The sequence below is a fragment of the Moraxella sp. CTOTU46934 genome, from assembly GCF_031979465.1.
Taxonomy (GTDB): Bacteria; Pseudomonadota; Gammaproteobacteria; order Pseudomonadales; family Moraxellaceae; genus Faucicola; species Faucicola tetraodonis.
The window spans coordinates 456,138-475,887 of the sequence record NZ_DALZEG010000001.1 but is presented as its reverse complement, the minus strand read 5'-3'; the positions used below and the strand labels follow the sequence as shown (position 1 = coordinate 475,887).

The 19,750-nt window shown below is 45.8% G+C and carries 18 protein-coding genes; 5 read left to right on the top strand and 13 right to left on the bottom strand.

What is annotated here, in order from left to right:
- Nucleotides 1-172: 172 nt before the first annotated feature.
- Together RTN07_RS02155 and RTN07_RS02150 are read left to right on the top strand one after the other, a co-directional pair.
- On the top strand, nucleotides 173-1,150 hold the full coding sequence (locus tag RTN07_RS02155) for a class 1 fructose-bisphosphatase (RefSeq protein ID WP_312175266.1): 978 nt from the start codon (nucleotides 173-175) through the stop codon (nucleotides 1,148-1,150).
- Entirely contained in the window at nucleotides 1,150-1,926 is a 777-nt protein-coding gene (locus tag RTN07_RS02150; RefSeq protein WP_312175263.1) for a TrmH family RNA methyltransferase, read from the top strand. Before RTN07_RS02155 ends, RTN07_RS02150 begins: the two co-directional genes overlap by 1 nt.
- A 101-nt stretch (nucleotides 1,927-2,027) precedes the next feature.
- On the opposite strand, the gene RTN07_RS02145 is transcribed toward RTN07_RS02150, so the two are convergent.
- Genes RTN07_RS02145 through xthA form a run of 3 tightly spaced genes read right to left on the bottom strand, consistent with a single transcriptional unit; the run spans nucleotide 2,028 to nucleotide 4,280 of the window.
- Nucleotides 2,028-2,192, bottom strand: a complete 165-nt coding sequence (locus tag RTN07_RS02145; RefSeq protein ID WP_167541431.1) for an NF038104 family lipoprotein — start codon at nucleotides 2,190-2,192, stop codon at nucleotides 2,028-2,030.
- Nucleotides 2,193-2,223: 31 nt separating this feature from the next.
- On the bottom strand, nucleotides 2,224-3,438 hold the full coding sequence (argJ, locus tag RTN07_RS02140) for a bifunctional glutamate N-acetyltransferase/amino-acid acetyltransferase ArgJ (RefSeq protein ID WP_312175261.1): 1,215 nt from the start codon (nucleotides 3,436-3,438) through the stop codon (nucleotides 2,224-2,226).
- A 29-nt stretch (nucleotides 3,439-3,467) separates the two neighbouring features.
- On the bottom strand, nucleotides 3,468-4,280 hold the full coding sequence (gene xthA, locus RTN07_RS02135) for an exodeoxyribonuclease III (RefSeq protein ID WP_312175259.1): 813 nt from the start codon (nucleotides 4,278-4,280) through the stop codon (nucleotides 3,468-3,470).
- Between the two features lie 266 nt (nucleotides 4,281-4,546).
- Here xthA and RTN07_RS02130 point away from each other — a divergent pair, with 266 nt between their 5' ends.
- A complete protein-coding gene (locus RTN07_RS02130; protein WP_050324324.1) occupies nucleotides 4,547-5,302 on the top strand; it encodes an IclR family transcriptional regulator in 756 nt (251 codons plus the stop codon).
- Between the two features lie 103 nt (nucleotides 5,303-5,405).
- On the opposite strand, the gene RTN07_RS02125 is transcribed toward RTN07_RS02130, so the two are convergent.
- The 9 genes from RTN07_RS02125 to RTN07_RS02085 form a co-directional block, all read right to left on the bottom strand.
- Complete coding sequence (locus RTN07_RS02125; protein ID WP_312175256.1) at nucleotides 5,406-6,221, bottom strand: Cof-type HAD-IIB family hydrolase; 816 nt, start codon at nucleotides 6,219-6,221, stop codon at nucleotides 5,406-5,408.
- A 122-nt stretch (nucleotides 6,222-6,343) separates the two neighbouring features.
- Nucleotides 6,344-7,270 carry a 3-hydroxyisobutyrate dehydrogenase gene (gene mmsB, locus RTN07_RS02120; protein ID WP_312175254.1) on the bottom strand — a complete coding sequence of 309 codons (927 nt, stop codon included), beginning with the start codon at nucleotides 7,268-7,270 and terminating at the stop codon, nucleotides 6,344-6,346.
- Between the two features lie 34 nt (nucleotides 7,271-7,304).
- Nucleotides 7,305-8,501: an enoyl-CoA hydratase/isomerase family protein gene (locus tag RTN07_RS02115; protein WP_312175252.1), complete on the bottom strand. Its 1,197-nt coding sequence runs from the start codon at nucleotides 8,499-8,501 to the stop codon at nucleotides 7,305-7,307.
- Between the two features lie 13 nt (nucleotides 8,502-8,514).
- Nucleotides 8,515-8,955 (bottom strand): hypothetical protein, encoded by a 441-nt coding sequence (locus RTN07_RS02110; protein WP_099807927.1) that lies wholly within the window; start codon nucleotides 8,953-8,955, stop codon nucleotides 8,515-8,517.
- A gap of 13 nt (nucleotides 8,956-8,968) precedes the next feature.
- A complete protein-coding gene (locus RTN07_RS02105; protein WP_284033924.1) occupies nucleotides 8,969-9,745 on the bottom strand; it encodes an enoyl-CoA hydratase in 777 nt (258 codons plus the stop codon).
- A gap of 29 nt (nucleotides 9,746-9,774) precedes the next feature.
- Nucleotides 9,775-10,935 carry an acyl-CoA dehydrogenase family protein gene (locus RTN07_RS02100; RefSeq protein WP_007116828.1) on the bottom strand — a complete coding sequence of 387 codons (1,161 nt, stop codon included), beginning with the start codon at nucleotides 10,933-10,935 and terminating at the stop codon, nucleotides 9,775-9,777.
- Between the two features lie 169 nt (nucleotides 10,936-11,104).
- Entirely contained in the window at nucleotides 11,105-12,598 is a 1,494-nt protein-coding gene (locus tag RTN07_RS02095; RefSeq protein ID WP_312175248.1) for a CoA-acylating methylmalonate-semialdehyde dehydrogenase, read from the bottom strand.
- 108 nt (nucleotides 12,599-12,706) lie between these two features.
- Nucleotides 12,707-13,315 carry a PAS domain-containing protein gene (locus RTN07_RS02090; RefSeq protein ID WP_312175246.1) on the bottom strand — a complete coding sequence of 203 codons (609 nt, stop codon included), beginning with the start codon at nucleotides 13,313-13,315 and terminating at the stop codon, nucleotides 12,707-12,709.
- 58 nt (nucleotides 13,316-13,373) lie between these two features.
- Nucleotides 13,374-15,356, bottom strand: a complete 1,983-nt coding sequence (locus tag RTN07_RS02085) for a propionate--CoA ligase (protein WP_312175244.1) — start codon at nucleotides 15,354-15,356, stop codon at nucleotides 13,374-13,376.
- 305 nt (nucleotides 15,357-15,661) lie between these two features.
- Between RTN07_RS02085 and ppc the strand changes: the two genes are divergently transcribed.
- Nucleotides 15,662-18,517, top strand: a complete 2,856-nt coding sequence (gene ppc / locus RTN07_RS02080; protein WP_312175242.1) for a phosphoenolpyruvate carboxylase — start codon at nucleotides 15,662-15,664, stop codon at nucleotides 18,515-18,517.
- Between the two features lie 107 nt (nucleotides 18,518-18,624).
- On the opposite strand, the gene RTN07_RS02075 is transcribed toward ppc, so the two are convergent.
- On the bottom strand, nucleotides 18,625-18,993 hold the full coding sequence (locus RTN07_RS02075; RefSeq protein WP_312175240.1) for a hypothetical protein: 369 nt from the start codon (nucleotides 18,991-18,993) through the stop codon (nucleotides 18,625-18,627).
- Between the two features lie 201 nt (nucleotides 18,994-19,194).
- Here RTN07_RS02075 and RTN07_RS02070 point away from each other — a divergent pair, with 201 nt between their 5' ends.
- Complete coding sequence (locus RTN07_RS02070) at nucleotides 19,195-19,686, top strand: hypothetical protein (RefSeq protein WP_050324312.1); 492 nt, start codon at nucleotides 19,195-19,197, stop codon at nucleotides 19,684-19,686.
- Nucleotides 19,687-19,750 lie beyond the last annotated feature (64 nt).

The window sequence follows — 19,750 nt, the reverse complement described above, 5'->3', positions numbered from 1 at the left end:
TGTTGTTATTTGTATAAATTTTGCCTATTTTACCGTAAATCGGCTGGAATAAATACGCCAATATTTTGCGATTATCGCTGATACGACGGGTCAAAAAGTGCTACAATTTGCGGCAAATTGTCTATATTTTTTTTAATTCATGCTGTGTAAATTCCTATAATAAGGTCTACTTATGTCAAATCTTGAAACTTATCTTGCCGCGCAAAACGCCCAACCTGCCGTTGCCGATATCATTACCACCATTACCAAAGTCGGCATTCAAATCAGCGACTTGCTCAAACGCGGCGCGCTCGCGGATATTTTGGGCGAAGCGGGTAACCAAAATGTGCAGGGCGAAGAGCAAAAAAAACTCGATGTCATTGCCAATGATTTGTTGCTAGACGCTTTGAGCGGCAATCCGCATTGCGCGGGCGTGGCTTCTGAAGAATTAGATAACGCCACCCCTGCCAATCAACATGGCGATGTATTGGTACTGTTTGACCCGCTTGATGGCTCATCTAATATTGATATTAATATGGCAGTCGGTACAATTTTCTCGATTTTACCCTACAACAACCAAGGTCACCCTGCGACGGATGAGGACTTTTTGCAAAAAGGGACGGCGCAGTTGGCATCGGGTTATATTTTGTATGGCACCTCCACTGTGATGTCAATCACGCTTGGCAAGGGTGTCGCCATGTTTAGTCTTGACCCAGACACCAAAGCGTTTGTGCAAATCAAAGACCAAGTGCAAATCAGCGCAGATACCAAGGAGTATGCGATTAATGCCTCCAACTATCGCTATTGGTTGCCACCCATGCAGCGTTATATTGACGAGTTTACGGCGGGAAAAACTGGCGTGCGTGGTAAAGACTTTAATATGCGCTGGGTGGCGGCGATGGTGGGCGATATTCACCGTATTTTGTGCCGTGGGGGGATTTTTAGCTATCCATTTGACACCAAACACCCCGATAAACCCGGTAAACTGCGTCTGATGTATGAAGCCAATCCGATGAGCTTGCTGATTGAGCAAGCGGGTGGCATGAGCACCGATGCAGTCAATCGTATTTTGGATATCGAGCCGACCAGTATCCACCAGCGGGTGCCTGTGGTACTGGGAGCAAAAAACGAAGTTGAATATGTGAAAAAATTACATGAAGAAGTCAAATAATGCTCATCACTTCAAAAGACAACCCAACCATCAAAACTGCCCATGCCCTTCTCACTGCGTCGCGCCAGCGTAAAAAACTGGGCAAAACCGTGATTGAAGGCACGCATTTGCTTGAAGCGTACCTCAACGCCAATCTCACGCCCGACACCGTGATTGTCAGTGAAAGTGGCTTACACAATGACGAAATCAATGCCTTATTAAACCGACTTGAAAATGTTAAAACGTTAACGGTTAGCGATAATCTGTATAAAGAGATTCGCACGCTGGGCGAGAGCCTGCCCATCATGGCGATGATTGATATGCCGCATTTAGACTTTAATCAGCCCATCACCAGCGACTGCTTAATTATCAATGGTGTGCAGGACAATGGCAATTTAGGCACGCTGTTACGCACCGCATCTGCTGTGGGAATTAAAACCATTATCTGTACCACGGGCACAGCATCGGCGTGGTCGCCCAAAACCTTGCGAGCCGGCATGGGGGCGAATTTTAGTTTAACGATTTTTGAAGGCATCAGCGTAGATGAGATTTTAATGAAGGTCAAAGTGCCGATGTTTGCCACGAGCTCACATACCGATCATATTATTTATCAGACCGATTTGAGACAACCGTTAGCCTTAATTATGGGACATGAAGGACAAGGCGTCGATGAGAGGTTACTTAGTCAATCTGCCCCGATTGCCCTACCCCAGCCCAATGGTCAAGAAAGCCTAAACGTGGCGATAGCAGGGTCACTGTGCCTGTATGAAATGTTACGGCAAAGACGCTACGCATGATTGCCATAAATAATTGCCATCAATGCCATCAATGAATGAGTGTGACATAAATGACTAGACAGCCTGTGCTTAGTCTTTTTTGTCGTCATTATCGCTTGGTATTAGCCGCCTGGTATCACCGCTTTGGCGACGGCTACCGTGCCTTTGACCACCCCTTTGGTGGTCTTGTAGGCAACTTTGACAGGGACAGTGACAATTTTATGCACACACCCTTGTAAGATAACAGCGGTGGTCAGCAAAAAAAGCAGAGTGGTTAGTTTTTTCATTCGTTACCTTTAATTGACTTTAAGATTGACTTTAAGAACGATAATCAGCATTGATTTTGATATACTCGTATGATAAATCACAGGTATAGACGGTATCACTCGCCTGCCCGCGACCCAATTCAATATGAATGGTAATTTCAGGACGCTTCATCACCTCGCTGCCACGCGCCTCGGTATAGTCATGTGCCAAGCCGCCACGCTCGCAGATACGCACCTCATCGAGTGATACCGCCACTTTTGACTGGTCGAGCATCACGCCCGCTTTGCCTACCGCTGCCAAAATACGCCCCCAATTTGGGTCACTGGCAAAAAATGCGGTTTTTACCAGCGGTGAATGCGCCACTTCATACGCGATTTTGGCACATTCTTCAGCGGTTTCACCGCCTGTCACTTTGACCGTGATAAATTTGGTTGCCCCTTCACCATCGCGTACAATCAATTGAGCGATTCGAATCATCACATTTTTAATTGCTTGATAAATTGCTTGATAATGTGGGTGATTTTCACTGTCAATCACCTCCCCAACTTGTCCTGTGGCAATCAACGTACAGCAGTCATTGGTCGAGGTATCGCCATCCACCGTGATGCGGTTAAATGACCGATTCACCGTGTCGGTCAAGATATGTTGTAGCAACGATTTTTCAATGTTGGCATCGGTTGCCACAAAGCCAAGCATGGTCGCCATATTGGGGCGAATCATGCCCGCCCCTTTTGAGATACCTGTCACGGTATAGGTGATGGTATCAATCGTGACTTGTTCGCTATGTCCTTTTGGGGTGGTATCGGTAGTCATGATGCTGTGAGCGGCATTAAGCCAATTATCTTCGGTTAAATTGGCTAAGGCGCTGTCTAACCCCGCGATGATTTTATCCGCTGGCAAGGTTTCCCCAATCACCCCGGTGGAGTATGGCAATACTTGCTCGGCCGCGACAGCGGTTTTTTCTGCCAGTGCCACACACGTTGTTTTGGCACGCTGTTTACCGTCTTCACCTGTGGCAGCGTTGGCGTTGCCTGTGTTGACAATCAAATAACGGGGACTGTCTTTGGCGATAAATTCTCGCAGCAACTGCACAGGCGCGGCACAAAATTGGTTTTGTGTGGTGACAACCGCGGTATTTGCGCCCGCTATGATGTCAAAAACCGTTAAGTCTTTGCGCCCTGCGTAGCGCACGTGGGCTTCGGTGATGCCAATTTTTATCCCTTTCACTGGGTTTAATTTTACAAGTTCGACATTGCCAACTGGCATGAGAGCGCTCCTTACTGTTGTTTAATTGATTAATCCAAAAAATCTGCCCAAATCGGGGCATGGTCGCTGGGTTTTTCCATGGCACGCAAATCATAGCTGACGCCTGCACCGTTGAGCTTATCCGCCAAATCAGGCGTCATCAAGATATGGTCAATGCGCAGCCCACGCTTTGGCTCATCGTCAAATCCCTTGCTGCGATAATCAAACCAGCTCAGCGCTTGACCGTCGGCATATAACGCCCGATAAGTATCATACAAATCTGTCGCAAGCAAGGCTTGGTACCACTCTCGCTCCTCTGGCAAAAACGAGCACGTGCCATTTTTTAGCCAACGTTTAACACTATCCTCGCTAATGCCAATATCAAAATCAAGCGGCGCAATATTCATATCCCCCATCAAAATCATACTGCGATTTTCTGCTTTAAGCTGCAAGATATAGTGGGTTAAATCGGCATAGAATTTACGCTTCATCGGAAATTTGGTTTCATGCTTGCGATTTTCGCCTTGCGGGAAATAGCCATTGAGCACATCAATATATTTGCCATTAAAATCATAGCGCGCATGGATAAATCGTCGCTGCGCATCGTCGCTGTCGGTTGGAAAGCCTTTTTGTACAAAAATAGGTTTTTGTCGCGATAATAACGCCACCCCATAATGAGATTTTTGCCCGAAAAATTCGACATGATAGCCCAATTGCTGCACGCTCTGTAGCGGAAATGCATCATCATGTACTTTGGTTTCTTGTAGCCCAATGACATCGGGCGCGATGATATCGCGAATGGCTTCAAGCTGGTGTGGGCGCGCCCGCAATCCATTGATATTAAAACTGACAAAACGCGGCATGTGTTTTCCCCAAATTGATAAATGTGGCTTGGTTAAGCGTTAAATGCCGACTATATTAGCGGATATTGCCCACAAGCTCAATTTGAAAGCAAATTGGGTCTGCAACACTGAGGTTATGCATAATGAACCCGCAAATAGCAGGTGAAGTTTAAAAAAATTTTGGTATAATCAAAAAACCTTGCACTTTAATCACTGCTAACTTTGCAAAATATTTTTTTCAATTTTTTCTGGCGACGTGCTGACCCTAGACTTAAAAAGACAATATAATGGCTCGAGTTTCTTCTATTACCCGTGTTTTAAAAATCATCGAAGCCGTGTCTGCGGCACAGCGTCCTTTATCCCCGCTGGATTTGTCTGAGATTTTGGATATTCCAAAACCAACCATGCACCGGCTGATACAGCAGCTGCAAGAAGAAGGCTTTGTGCGGGTCGATATCAATGGTACGATTGTGCCTGCGTCGCGTACGCGGCATATGGCGATTCATCTTTGGCAAAGCCAGCAAGTGGCGATTCAGCGGTTTGCGATTTTGCAAAGACTGGTCGATAAAATCGGTGAAACCTGTGGCATGGCGGTACCTTATTACGTCAACATGGTATATACCGACCGCGTACCTTGTCCTTCTGCCTTACAAGTGTATATGCCCACTGATTCGCAAGCACCCATTTGGTGTACGGCGGCTGGTAAAATCTACCTAAGTACGCTCACAAAAGATGATAGGGTGACGCTACTAAAAAATTTATCGTTAACCGCTATCACCCCTGCCACGATTACCGATAGGGATGCGCTCAATCAAAGTCTTGAGCAGGTAGCCAAGCAGCGCTATGCAATTTCTGATGAAGAATATATTGCCCAAGCGGTCTCAATTGCCGTGGCAATCAATGACACCCAAGGTCGTTACATCGGCTCACTGTACACAACCGCACCTAAAACGCGCAAATCCCTCGAGGACTTGATTGGGTTTGTACCTGATATGCAAAAAGCTGCCGATGATATTCGTGATGCGTTTTTTGGGGAAATTTAAATGTTATCCTTGGCACTTTTGACAAGGTAAAGTTAAAACGCTCAAAGCGATTCTATTGATAGATTTTATATAACATGGCGAGGCTTAATCATTTGCTGCCTCATCAATGTGGCAACAAACCCAAATGTTGTAAACCTTGATAGATACCATCTTCCCACGCAGTCGGACATACATAGTCAGCCGCCGCTTTCACATCGGGATGGGCATTCCCCATCGCCACGCCAAAGCCGACTGTCTGTAGCATTTCGATATCATTCACCCCATCGCCGAATGCCATCGCATCTTCAAAATCCAGCCCCAGTTTATTGAGTGCCTGCGCAATGCCGCGTGCCTTCGAGCCTGTCGCATCTAGAATATCGATACCGTTTTTATGCCAGCGCATAATTTTTAAAGTCGGGGGGAATTCAAAATTTACCTGCGTGTTGTCAGGATGAAATGCCACGACTTGATAAATAGGTATCGACAAATCAATGTCATCATGACGGGCAGTACGGTAAGCTATTTTAAGTGAATTCAAAGCTTCTGACAGCGCATCATCTTCCGCTAACGCGATAATTTCCGTATCTGTCATGTAGGCATAGGATAAATTGTTTGATTCAACATAATCGGTAATCAGTTTAATTTGCGCAGTGGTCATCGGATAATGCGCTAACAATTCACCTTGGTGGTGACTGCATTGACCGTTGATGGTGACCAGCACATCGATACCCACAGTTTCAATGAGCTCATACACAGCTTTGGGAAAAACCGCACGCCCCCGACCCGTGGCGATAGCGACCATAATGCCTTGCTGCTTTAATTTTTTAAGTGCCTCAATCGCGGATTGCGGCACCCTTTCTTGCTGCTTGATGTACAAGGTGTCATCAATATCAAAAAAGACAATTTTTGGTTTTTTGGGGCGTACTGTTGGCTTAGACATAATAACACTAATGCGATAAATTGGGATTGACGCTAATTCTACCCTATTTTTGGGTTAACTTTTGAATTAACGATCAGAAAAAAGCCAGAAAAAAATCCTAGCTTTTTGCTAAATGCCAAAACTTATTGCAGAACGTTCGCATCATAATGCGCCATAATGCTTGAGAAATCTTTATCCCCATGCTGCTCGCTATGTTTGGTGTAAAGCGCCGTCGCTTGGTCTGCCATTGGCGTCACCACCTTGGTATCATTGGCTGTTTGTTTGGCAAGGTTCATGTCTTTGAGCATGAGTTTACTCATAAATCCACCGGTATAACCACGGCTTGATGGCATGGCGTCACCAACATCGGGATGCGGATTACATACTTCCAGCGCCCAGTTACGACCGGTGCTGGCTGACAAAATACTGGCTAAGACTTTTGGGTCTAATCCGTTTTTGGCGCCCAGATTCATGGCTTCGGCTGTCCCTGTCATAATCACGCCAAGCAGCATGTTATTACAGATTTTGGCGACTTGACCTGCACCGACCTCGCCCGCGTGAAAGATATTTTTTCCCATCACTTCTAGCACGGGTTTGACTTGCTCAAATTGCTCAGCTTGCCCGCCCACGATAAAGCTAAGTGTCCCTGCTGCTGCCCCTGCCGTACCGCCTGATACGGGCGCATCCATAAAACCAATACCTTTCTCCGCCGCGACTTGGGCAACTTCACGCGCATCACTCGCTGCGATGGTGCTACTATCGACCAGCAAGGTATCTTTACTCACCACATCGAGCAAGCCTTGATTACCGTCTTTACCCAGATACACCTCTTTGACATGTTGACCTGCAGGTAACATGGTGATGACCATATCCACCTCTTTGCTTGCGTCCACAGGTGAAGTCGCCACGTTTGCCCCTTGTTTGGCAAGGTCGTCTAGCACGGCGGTGTTTAGGTCAAATACGTTAAGGGCAAAGCCATTTTTGATGAGATTTTCTGCCATCGGTTTGCCCATGTTACCAAGCCCGATAAAGGCAATTTTTTTAATGGCTGTTTGTCGATTATTTGGCATATACAATCCTTGTATGTTGTGGTGTTTGTAAACTTTATACAGCACGTTTGGCTAATTTTGCTGAGAGCGAATCGCTACCCAACCAAGACTCAAAAGGATGTTCGCTATTGGGGAAAGCTGACGCAAGATGTGACTGGATATAGCGGTCATCGCATTCATCAAGGGTTTTACTCCATATTGGCGATTTGTCTTTATCAATCAGTAAGGCGCGTACACCCTCACGAAAATCGGGGTAATTGACACAATGTAGCGACGCATTCATCTCCATATATAGCACTTGCTCAAGCGATAATTTGCTGGCATGTTTAAACATCTCAACCGTTAATGCCGCACTAACAGGGCACCCGTGCTGATAAGTCTCGACCGCTTTGGTGAGCCATTTATCCGCTTCGCCGTTGACTTTGGTGAAGTTATCATCGCGCAAGGCTGCATCTATATCATGCACTGAGCCTTTGTTTACTAGCGCTTGGATAGTATTAAAATGCATCATCAAATGACTGTCTGCTAAATGCTCAGTATGATGAATTTTGGCTAAGGCTTGGCTTGCGATATCATGTAAATTGTTGTCAGCTTGCCAATTGGCTTGTTTTAGCGCGTCAAGCACTTTGTCATATTCTGTACTTGCCACGGCATACTCGGCAAGGCTAGAGAAAATCGCATCGTTGGCGTTACAGTTCGCCCCTGTCAAGCCCAAAAACAGCCCAATTTTGGCAGGCATACGCGCCAAAAACCACGAACCTGTGGCATCGGGGTATAAGCCGATGGTAATCTCTGGCATGGCAAAACGGGTGGTTTCGGTGACGATACGATGGCTACACATCGCCATCAAGCCCATGCCACCGCCCATGACAATACCATTACCCCACAAGACAATCGGTTTTGGGTAAAAGTGCATTTGCCGGTATAGGCTGTATTCGTTTTCGAAGAATTCAACCCCGTACGGATTAGGCTGCTGCATAGGCACTTGGGGCGGAGTGTCAGTCATGCTGTCATACAGTTTGCGGATATTGCCCCCTGCACAAAATGCCTTGTCGCCACTTCCCTTTAGCAAAATGGCGACGATGTTGTCATCAGTTGCCCATTTGGTGAGCTGATTTGCCATCAGTTTGCACATATCGATGCTTAGGGCGTTTAGGGCTTTCGGGTCGTTTAGGGTCATTGTACCGATGTGGTGACCACAGTGGGTGGCTATGGTTTCAAATATTACAGGTTGTTGGTTTTCCTCGCTCATTTTTATTTTCCTATTATAGTCCGATATGTACTAAGCATTTATTTGGGTTATTTTCAACAATTTGACAAAACTCAACTAATTGATAAAGTTGCGTTAAAACAGTGGATTTATCAAAAGTTTGAGTTTGGTTAAAACGGTTTAAATCAAATGTTTGGTTTGCATTTTCAAAAACTGCAATCCAAGCCAAAATTAACTTTTTAAAAATGGTTATTTGATTTGGATAAAGCGTATTCACACCTTCAAAATCTAATCCTTGATAAACCACGTCTTTATCATCAACACTAAAATTAACCCATTCTAAACTATCAGCTAAATATCTAAGTAATTTATCATCAATATAAGTATAATGATTTTTTATTAGTAGTTTATTTTCCCATTCTTCATTTAATGGGTGCTCATATGCAAAAACTAAATTGGTAATATCAGTTATGAAGAATAGTTGAATTTCACTCATAAATAGTTTTTGTTTATTTCCACTCAGGACTACGTTTTTCTAAAAACGCATTGACGCCTTCTTGTTGGTTGTCGCCATCAAACAGCTTAATAAATAACTCACGTTCCTTTATCCAGTTAAAACTTGGTGGTTGATAACGTGCCGACATAATCAAGGTTTTACTCGACGCAATCGCATCGGGGGATTGCTTCGCCACTTTTTGAGCCAATTCTAAAGCCGTCTCTAACCCTTTGCCGCTTTCCACGACTTCTTCCACCAAACCAATTTGCAGCGCCTTATCTGCTTTGATACGCTCACCGCATAAAATCATGCGCTTTGCCCAGCCTTCACCCACCAGCCACGGCAAGTTTTGCGTACCGCCTGCACACGGCAATAAGCCAACCGATAGCTCAGGGAGTGCCATTTGGGCATGGCTCTCGGCAATACGGATATCACACGCTAGGGCACACTCAAGCCCGCCACCCATCGCATAGCCGTTGATACAGGCAATTGACACGCCACGGAAATTGGACAACGCTTCAAACGCTTCTCCAAATGCCATCGCCATCTCCGCGGCTTGTCCTTTGTCACCACTGGCAAAGCTGTTCAAGTCCGCCCCTGCACTAAAGAACTTTTCGCCATCGCCATGCACTACCAAAGCGGTAACTTGCTTGCTGTCGTTTAAATCGCTAATGAGCTGCTTTAAACTGGCTAAACTCTCTTTTGTCCAAGTGTGGGCAGGCGGATTATTGAGCGTCAAAACCGCAACGTGATTGTCGATTGTTAATTTTAAATTGGTGTAATTTGACATGGTAAATTCCTTTTAAAATGCCTTTAAATTTATTGCAATCTTGCCAACGCCCCATCTTCCATCATTTTGCGAGACACAATCATCCGCATCACTTCATTGGTGCCTTCTAGGATTTGATGCACGCGCAAATCGCGCACATGACGCTCTAGGGGATATTCTTGTAGATAACCGTAGCCCCCGTGTAGCTGTAGCGCTTGGTTGGCGATATCAAAACTCAAATCCGTGGCAAGGCGTTTTGCCATCGCACAATACGCCGTGGCATCGGGCGATTTGCTATCCAAATGATACGCCGCCAATCGCACCATCTGCCGAGCCGATACCAAATGGGTGAGCATATCGGCAAGTTTAAACTGCACATTTTGGAATTGGTCAAGGGTTTTGCCAAACTGACTACGCTCCTGTACATACTGCACGGCACGGTCAAGAGCAGCTTGAGCCGTACCCACCGCACACGTGGCGATATTGATACGCCCGCCATCCAAGCCTTTCATGGCAAAGGTAAAGCCCTGTCCTTCTTCCCCCAGTAGATTTTCGGCAGGGACTTTGACATCGGTAAAATGTACCGCGGCGGTCGGTTGGTTTTTCCAGCCCATTTTATGTTCATTTTTGCCGTAGCTGATGCCATCGCTGTTGGCATCGACGATAAAGGCAGACACGCCTTTTGCCCCATTGTCCGAGGTGCGCGCCATCACCACAAGCACATCGGTCGCCCCTGCCCCAGAGATAAACATTTTTTGCCCAGTAATGTGGTAATAGTCGCCTTGTTTGACGGCTTTGGTTTTTAATGAACCCGCATCTGAGCCAGCATTGGGCTCTGTCAAACAGTAGCTACCCAATTTTTCGCCCGCTAATAATTCAGGCAAGTATTTTTCGGCAACCTCGGGTTTGGCAAACTCGCCAATCATCCAAGCGACCATGTTGTGAATGGTCATGAATGCGGCAGTTGAAGTATCGCCATACGCCAGTTTTTCAAAGATAATTGCCGCATCAAGGCGCGGCAAGCCCAGTCCGCCAAAATCAGGGTTGGTGTAAAGCCCCATAAAGCCCAGTTCACCGGCGGCTTTGAACACCTCTTTGGGAAAATAGCCTGTGGCATCCCATTCGGCAGCGTTAGGTGCTAGTGATTTGGCGGCAAATTGAGCAGCCAAATCAGCAAAAGCTTGTTGGTCTTCGGTAAGGGAAAAATTCATGGTAAATTCCTTTTTATGGCTAAATTACATCCATGCCATCAGTCGTTGCCAAGCGTTGCTTTAACTTAATGCAAAATCACGACGCTTGGCTATATTGGCTATAACGTTTTTAACCTGATAGCCCAATTCAATCAGTCTTAATCACGAAATATTAAATGTTAACGTCTATTTATTTTAATGAAATGGTAGTGTTAACGCCTTTGCTGGCTTCATCATCAAACCAACGGGCGGTGACGGTTTTGGTTTGGGTATAAAACTGCACCGCTTGCTTACCATAAGGACCTAAGTCACCCAACTTACTGGCGCGAGAGCCGGTGAATGAGAACATCGGTAGTGGCACAGGAATGGGTAAATTAATACCGACTTGCCCCACATCAATATCTTGTTGGAATTTATGCGCTGCCGCACCTGATTGGGTAAAGATAGCCGTGCCATTACCGTTTGGATTAGCATTGATAATGGCAATCGCTTCATCTAGGCTATCGGCGTACATGATATCAAGCACCGGTCCAAAGATTTCTTCTTTGTAGCAAGTCATATCGGTAGTGACGTTATCCAAAATAGTCGGTCCGACAAAATTACCGTTCTCAAACCCTTCCACCTTGATACCACGACCATCGAGCAGGATTTGTGCGCCTTCATCCGCGCCCGCTTGGATTAGACGTTCAACACGCGCTTTGGCCGCTTTTGAAATCACAGGTCCTAAGTCTTTGTCATCTTTACCGGCTGCCACCACCAATTTTTTGGCACGTTCCACGATGTCACCCACCCAGTTTTTGGCTTCACCGACTAGAATCACCACGGATAACGCCATACAGCGCTGACCTGCGGCACCAAATGCAGCACCGGCTAGTTGGTTAAGACATTGCTCTTTGTTGGCATCTGGTAGGATGACGGCGTGGTTTTTAGCCCCCATCATACATTGGACGCGTTTACCTGCTTGGCTGGCGCGGTTATAGACGTGTGTACCGACTGCGGTTGAGCCGACAAATGAAATGGCTTTGATATCGGGGTGGTCACAGATGGCATCAACGGTGTCTTTGCCGCCATGCACCACGTTTAACACACCTTTTGGAATTCCAGCTTCGAGCGCCAGCTCTACCAAGCGCATGGTGACCATCGGGTTTTGTTCTGACGGTTTTAATACGAAGGTGTTACCGGTGGCAATCGCCATTGGGAACATCCAAAGTGGAATCATGGCGGGGAAGTTAAACGGGGTAATACCTGCACACACGCCAAGTGGTTGCTGAATATTATACATATCCACGCCAGTCGCTACGTTTTCGATAAACGCGCCTTGTTGCAGATTGCCAATGCCTGAGGCGTGTTCGACGACTTCAAGACCACGGAACACATCGCCTTTGGCATCGGCTAGGGTTTTGCCTTGTTCTTCGGTGAGCATGGCGGCAAGCTCGTCCATATTGTCACGAATCAGTTGTTGGTATTTTAAGAAAATGCGTGAGCGCGTGTTGATTGGGGTTTTGCGCCAGGTTTTGAACGCTTCTGCCGCCGCCGCGACAGCTTGGTTAATTTCATTGGGGGTAGTTTGGGGTACTTTGGCAATCACTTGTTGGGTAGCTGGGTTGCTCAGGTCAATCCACTCACTAGTGGTTGATTCGACAAATTCGCCGTTGATGAGTTGTTTTACAGTTTGGGTAGTCATCGTAACAATCCTTGTTTTTACCGTGTTGGGTGTATAGCGTTTGATAGCGTTAAACGCGTTGCAAAACAGTGTGAATGAGTTGGGGGGGGTACTGTCAATCATACTTAATTACTTAAGTATTTTTTCTGGAGTAGTTTTTCTGGAGTAGTTTTGCTGGGCGGCTGCCATAGGGTTAATGACAATAATTTTTGAGGCTAGCTCACCTTTGCTGCGAGCGCCCAATTTTTTCATTAAGTTGGCTTTATGCACTTCAATGGTTCTGGGGGATAAACCAAGTGACTTACCAATCTCTTTACAGGTATAGCCATTGACCACATACTGCGCAATTTGGGCTTCACGTGCGGTGAGCTGCGATTCGGACGATAATTGCGGTTTTTTTTCAAAATGCCAAATTGCCAGTTTGAAGGGGTCATCTGGGGTTAAGGTGCGTCCGTGGGTAGTTGCCCAGAATATTTCCCCTGTTTTATGACGCATAAAGCGCTCATCGCAGTAATGCATGTTGGTCTGTAATCCCAAACCTGTTAATGCTTCTTTGCCAATTTTTTCAAAATCTTCGACACTGGGAAACAATTTTTGCATCGATTGATTGAGTAGCTCATCGTGCGCATAACCGAACAAATTGGCAAAGGCATCGTTGAGCGCTTTGATACGCCGATAGCTTAATACCACTATCGGCGTGGGCGCGTGCCTAAAAGCCAGTAAGGCATAATTTTCCATCACAATCACCCCTGATTTTTAAGCCCTGACAACTTATTGGTGGACAACTTAATTGCCATTAGTAATCCGCCATCGCTTGTCTGACCGCCTCAATCGCAGTTGGGTCATCAAGGGTACTCATGTCGCCTGTTTCTTTGCCTTCCGCCAGCGCCTTGATAGAGCGGCGTAAGATTTTGCCTGAGCGGGTTTTGGGTAAAGCTTTGGGAAAATAAATAGCCGCAGGTTTAGCAAGGGCGCCCAACTGTCTTGCGACTTCACCCACGATTTGCTGCTCAATGCGGAAACGGTTTTCGGTTTCTGCTACTAAGTCATGATTTTTTAGGATACAAAAGGCAATGGGTAGCTCACCTTTAAGCTCATCATGGATGCCAACAACCGCTGATTCGGCGACTTCGGGGTGATGACCGATGGCCTCCTCGATTTCCTTGGTACCCAAACGGTGACCTGCCACATTGATGACATCATCGGTTCGCCCTAGAATATAGTAGTAGCCGTATTCATCCATCACCGCATAGTCTGATGTTGCGTATTGTTTGCCATCAAGTAGTGAAAAATAGCCATTGATAAAACGCTCGTCATTTCGCCAAACGGTGGTCAAACACCCAGGTGGTAAAGGTGCGGCCAACACCAACATGCCTTTTTCATTGGCTTGGCAGGGTTCGCCTGTGGTTCCATTGATGACTTTGGCGTCATATCCAAACATCGGATAGCCGGGTGTGCCTTGTTTGTGTGGCTTGTGGTCGGGATTGTCTGCAAATTTTGGGGCATGGCTTAGGATGGGCCAGCCCGACTCAGTTTGCCAATAGTGGTCAATGATTGGCACCCCCATGTGACCTGTTAGCCACTGGGCCGTTGGCTCATCGAGTGGCTCACCTGCCAAGAAGAATGCTTTTAGGCTTGAGATATCGTGACGGCTCATCCACATTTCGTCTTGTTTACGTAGCATCCGCACGCCTGTCGGTGCAGTTAACAAAATATTGACTTTATTGGCTTCGACAATCCGCCACCAAATCCCCGGGTTTGGCGTGGTTGGCAAACCTTCATATATGATACTGGTCATGCCTGCCAGTAACGGGGCATAGATGCTAAACGAGTGACCCACTGCCCAACCGATATCCGAAATCGCCCAAAACGTCTCGCCAGCATTACCGTTATAGACAAAATCCATCGCGGTGGCAAGGGCTACTGCATGACCGCCTGTATCACGCTGTACGCCTTTGGGTGTGCCTGTCGTGCCTGAGGTATATAATAGATACGATGGCGCATTGGACTCTAGCCAAACACAATCGACTTTGGCATTGTTATCAGCACTTATTGCCCGCTCGGTGACATAGTCGATGTCCTGCGGCTCTGCTGTATATGGCATAATGCCACGGTCAATCACCAGCACATTGGTTTTGACTTTGGCTTCTTCGACTGCTTTATTGACCAAGTTTTTGTAATTAATGAGCTTGCCACCGCGCAGCCCTGCATCGACCGTAATCACCATTTTGGCTTCGGCATCATCCATGCGTACAGCGAGGTTATGCGAGGCAAATCCGCCAAATACCACCGAATGAATCGCCCCGATACGCACACAAGCCAGCATGGCATATGCCGCTTCCAAAATCATCGGCATATAGATGACAACACGGTCGCCTTTGTCAATACCATGACGTTTTAGCACATCGGCAAAATAGTTCACTTCTTTGTATAAATCGTTGTAAGTTAAACGGCGTTTGGCATAGTCGGTATACAGTTCAACAGGGTTGCCAAGTGCCTTAAAAGCTTTCTGAATATTGGGGTAATTATCAATCATTTCAGCATTGATTTCGGTAGAGACCCACACAAAGGCATCTTGCTCTGCCCGGTTTTCAAGGTGGCGATCGACCATGTTGTAACACAAATTGGTTTCGCCGCCGACAAACCATTTGGCAAAGGGCAGCTTACTATCGTCTAAAATTTGGGTAGGTTGTTGATGCCAATAGATTCGTTTGGCTTGCTCGCCCCAGAAGGCTTGTTTGTCGTTGATGGATTGATTGTATAAGTCAGAGAAATTCATTGGCTGTCCTTAGCTAGAATCTTAACGGATGGTGAAAGTCGCTTGCAGGTTTGGTTTTTAGATGTTGGCAAAACATCTCATTGCTTGAATTCATTCCTTGAATCCACTTCATAAATTCAAATGATACGTTTTGTATCGTTTTGAATATAGCAAATAGACTCGCTAACGTCAAGCCTCGCCAAATTAATTTTGAATTTTTTATATTTCGAATTTTTAACGATTAGTATTTCTTATGGTGATAATAGTTTGTGCTAACATAATTGTCCTGTTACACTTTTTAGACTAAAGCAAATAAGGGAAAAGTCATGAGCCAGACCAACGCCAACCTAGCTGAAAATGAAAAAAGCCTTGCACCGCCTCACGTTTTAAGCTTAACCCCTTTAAACTCGCATCCGTCAAATACGGCACTTGTTGAGCTTATCGATAATGATAAAGACTCTCCTTTGCTAGCGGACACCCAGTTACTTAGCCGCGTGCTGATAACGGTCGTTGAGCAGCAAACCTCAGAACCGGTGAAACAAACCATTAATAAACTGTTAAATGGCGAAGACCCCCAGCAGACTATTCAAGCCATTTTGCCAACGCTCAACCATCAACAGCGCAAGAATCTCATTCGGGCTTGCGGCTTATTTGCGCAAGTGTTTAACATCGCCGAAGACATGCACCATGAGCGCCGCCGCCTTGCCCACGAACAAGACGAATCTGCCTCAAAAAGTAGTTTTGCCCATGTGGTTGATGAATTAAAAGCCCAAGGGATTGACAGCGATGAGTTGCAAGCACAGCTTGATGATACCTTTATCAGTGCGGTATTGACCGCGCATCCGACCGAAGTACAGCGTCAAACGATTTTATCACTGCGCCGTCAAATCCGTGCTTTACTTGAGGAATACCACACTGCGATTGGCTACCAACGTCATCGTATCGAGCAGCAACTAGAAGCCACGTTATTGTCGCAGTGGCAAACCAATGAAACCCGCCATTTCAAAATTACGGTCAAAGATGAAATCGACAATGGCATTGCCTATTTTGATTTAAGTTTTTTTGAAGCCCTGCCAAGTTTGTATCGCAAATTAGATTATCAGCTAAAAGAGCGTTTCCCCGACACTGACATGCCAAACTTACTTAATATCGGTGGTTGGATTGGTGGCGACCGTGACGGCAATCCGTTTGTGTCAGCCGATACCCTTCGCTATGCGTTCAAACGCCAAGCGGCAACGGTGTTTTACTTTTATCGTGACCAACTGGGCAAGCTGTACCAAGAGTTGCCGCTATCTATCCGCCATGTCAAAGTGAGCGATGCGGTACTGGCACTCTCCGAGCAATCCAAAGAAGATAATATCTCTAGAGAAGAAGAGCCTTATCGCCGCGCCATCGGGTTTATCTCGTCACGTTTAGTCGCTACCTCGCATACGTTTGATTTGTCTTACGGTTGTCGCTTTGGACTTAGTGAGCCCTACGCTGATTGTGACGAGTTTTTAGATGATTTGTACGTTGTTTATCAGTCATTGGTGGACAATGGCAGTGAGTTACTGGCTAATGAACGACTCACCGATATCATCCGCGCCGTGGAAGTATTTGGGTTTTATCTGATGCCATTGGACTTGCGCCAATTCTCAGGGATTCATGCCGAAACCGTCCATGATTTGTTCAAACATGCCGATTTAGAAGATTATCTTTCTTTGTCTGAATCCGCGCGTCAACGTGTGCTGCTGCGTGAATTGGCAACTGCACGTCCTTTATATAACCCCTATATCACTTATGAGCCACAAACCCAGCGCGAGCTAGAGATTTTTCAAGCCGCAGCCGATATCAAAAATCGCTTTGGTGACAAAGCGATTACCCAAAGTATTATCTCCAATGCTGAACAAGTGAGTGATTTGTTGGCATTGGCGTTGTTATTGAAAGAATCAGGGCTATTATTGGTCAAAGATGGCGTACCCGTGAGCCGTATCAATATCGTACCTTTGTTTGAAACCATTGAGGCGCTGCAAAACAGTACCCGCATCATGAGTGAATTGCTGGATAAACCTTGGTACAAATCGGTGCTAGCCAGTCGTGACAATCTGCAAGAGATTATGCTCGGTTATTCAGACAGTAACAAAGATGGCGGTTATGTCACCAGTCAATGGTCGCTATACCAAGCTGAAATTCAGCTAGTCGAAATGGCAGAAAAATATGCCATTCAACTGCGTTTATTCCACGGTCGTGGCGGTAGCGTAGGTCGTGGTGGTGGTCCGTCATTTGAGGCAATTTTGGCACAACCAGAAGGCTCAGTGGATGGTCAAATCCGCATTACCGAACAAGGGGAAGTTATTACCGCAAAATATGCCGATGCGGGCAACGCGGAACGCAACCTTGAGACGCTGATTGCCGCAACGCTTAAAGCGAGCCTATTGCCAAGCCATAGCGAAAGCCCTGATAGCGACTTAATGAATCAGTTATCGCATGAAGCCTTTAATTGCTATCGCGCGCTTATCACTCAGCCGTATTTTATTGACTATTTCTTGCAGACAAGTTTGGTCAAAGAAATTGCCAGTTTAAATATTGGCTCACGTCCTGCTAGCCGCAAGTCTTTGGCGCGTATTCAAGATTTGCGCGCGATTCCTTGGGTATTTTCTTGGATGCAAAATCGCTTGATGCTACCAGCATGGTATGGCTTTGGCACCGCAGTTGAAAAACTGATTGCAGATAACCCAGACAACTTAGCAAAACTGCAACACAACGCCCAACACAGCGCCTTTATGCAAGCCATGTTATCGAATATGGCACAGGTCATGGCAAAAACCGATATCGAAATCGCCCAAGCCTATGTTGAGCTTGCCAACGATGCCACTGAAGCCAACGCTATTTTTGCACTTATTACTGCAGAATATCACCGCAGCCTTAAAGCCTTGCTGACACTGACCAATAAAGAAACGCTACTGGATGATAACCGTACATTGGCACGCTCACTTGCGCTACGCCTGCCGTATTTGAATGCCTTGAACTGGTTGCAAGTGGCATTATTAAAACAACTTCGCGAAGCGACTGCTGATGAAAGGTCTACCACTGAAACCACCAATGAAACGACGAGCGATAATGAAACGTCTTATACCGCAGTGCTTAACTTGGTTCATTTAACTATCAATGGTATTGCCCAAGGCTTAAGAAATACCGGTTAGTAAGCGTTCAAAACAGTCTTAAATTACTTTTTAAAAAAATCGCTGGTTGTGTACTGGCGATTTTTTTATTGACGGTTTTTTATTGACGATTGTTTTGTTGATGACAATTAACCCAAATAAACCTTATCAAAATCCAAATGGTGCACCCATTCTCGTAGTAGCAATACCTTGGCATAAAACGCTAGGTCATTGGGCATAGCAGGCAAATCTCGCAGCGAGCGATAGCCCGCCAGCACTGCAAAAGCTTTTTCTAGTATCTCAGCCCGAATATAGCCGCCATTGTCATCTTGCTCAAACGCTAGTAAGCGTAAATCCTCTGCCCCTATCACCTTTAATAATTCATCTTTGGGCAATCTAGGTTTTAGCGGTGAAATAGCATCTTCTATGCGCATAATTGCCGTTTCCCAAGCCAATTCAGTGGGCGGCAATGCGTGCAATGTCTCTGCAATTACTTTTAGCGTAAGCCATTGTCCCATAGGTTATCTTGCAACGTTACACTGATATGGTCAGGATTTAGTGTTAACACTAACATAGCACGCCCTTTTGTGATTTTGATTGATTATAACTGGATTGTGATTAAATAGCTTGATTGTGATTAAAATGTGCTCGTTTAACCGGTGGATTTGATTTTATAAAAAAAACCCTTATCTAATAACCACATAAACAAGGGGATAGCCATGTCAGAAATTCAATTTAATGCCAACTTAAAAAAAGCCGAAAACGCTGAGCCACTGACTGAGCAGCAATTAGAGGCACTGGCACAAAAACGTGCCTATTTGCAGGAGCAGGCTGAAGACATCATTGCTATTGCACAATTACAAGATAATTCCGCGCTCAACTGTTTACACAAAATCAATGTCCTAGGCGGTACTTCAGAAAAAGCTTACAGAGCGGTAAATACCCGTATTATAACCGACCAAGACCCACATGGCGCTTATCATGCGGTGGCAATGGCACAATCAACTTCGGATTTGCCCTTTGATGTGCCTACCCTCGTAGATATTGTCATTGAGCAAGGTGAGCCAGCATTACAACTGCGGCTGTTAAAGCTATTTGATAGTCAGCCGATTGCTGCCGAGCCGATTCCAAAAATTCGTGACAGTATCAATCAATTAGGCGATAAAGCGGTGATTGCACAGCTCAATCAGCATTTGTTAAATCGCCAGTGATACAAAAACAATAAAGGTTAGGAACGCTCCTAACCTTTTTTTATTGATAGATGATTTGACTTTA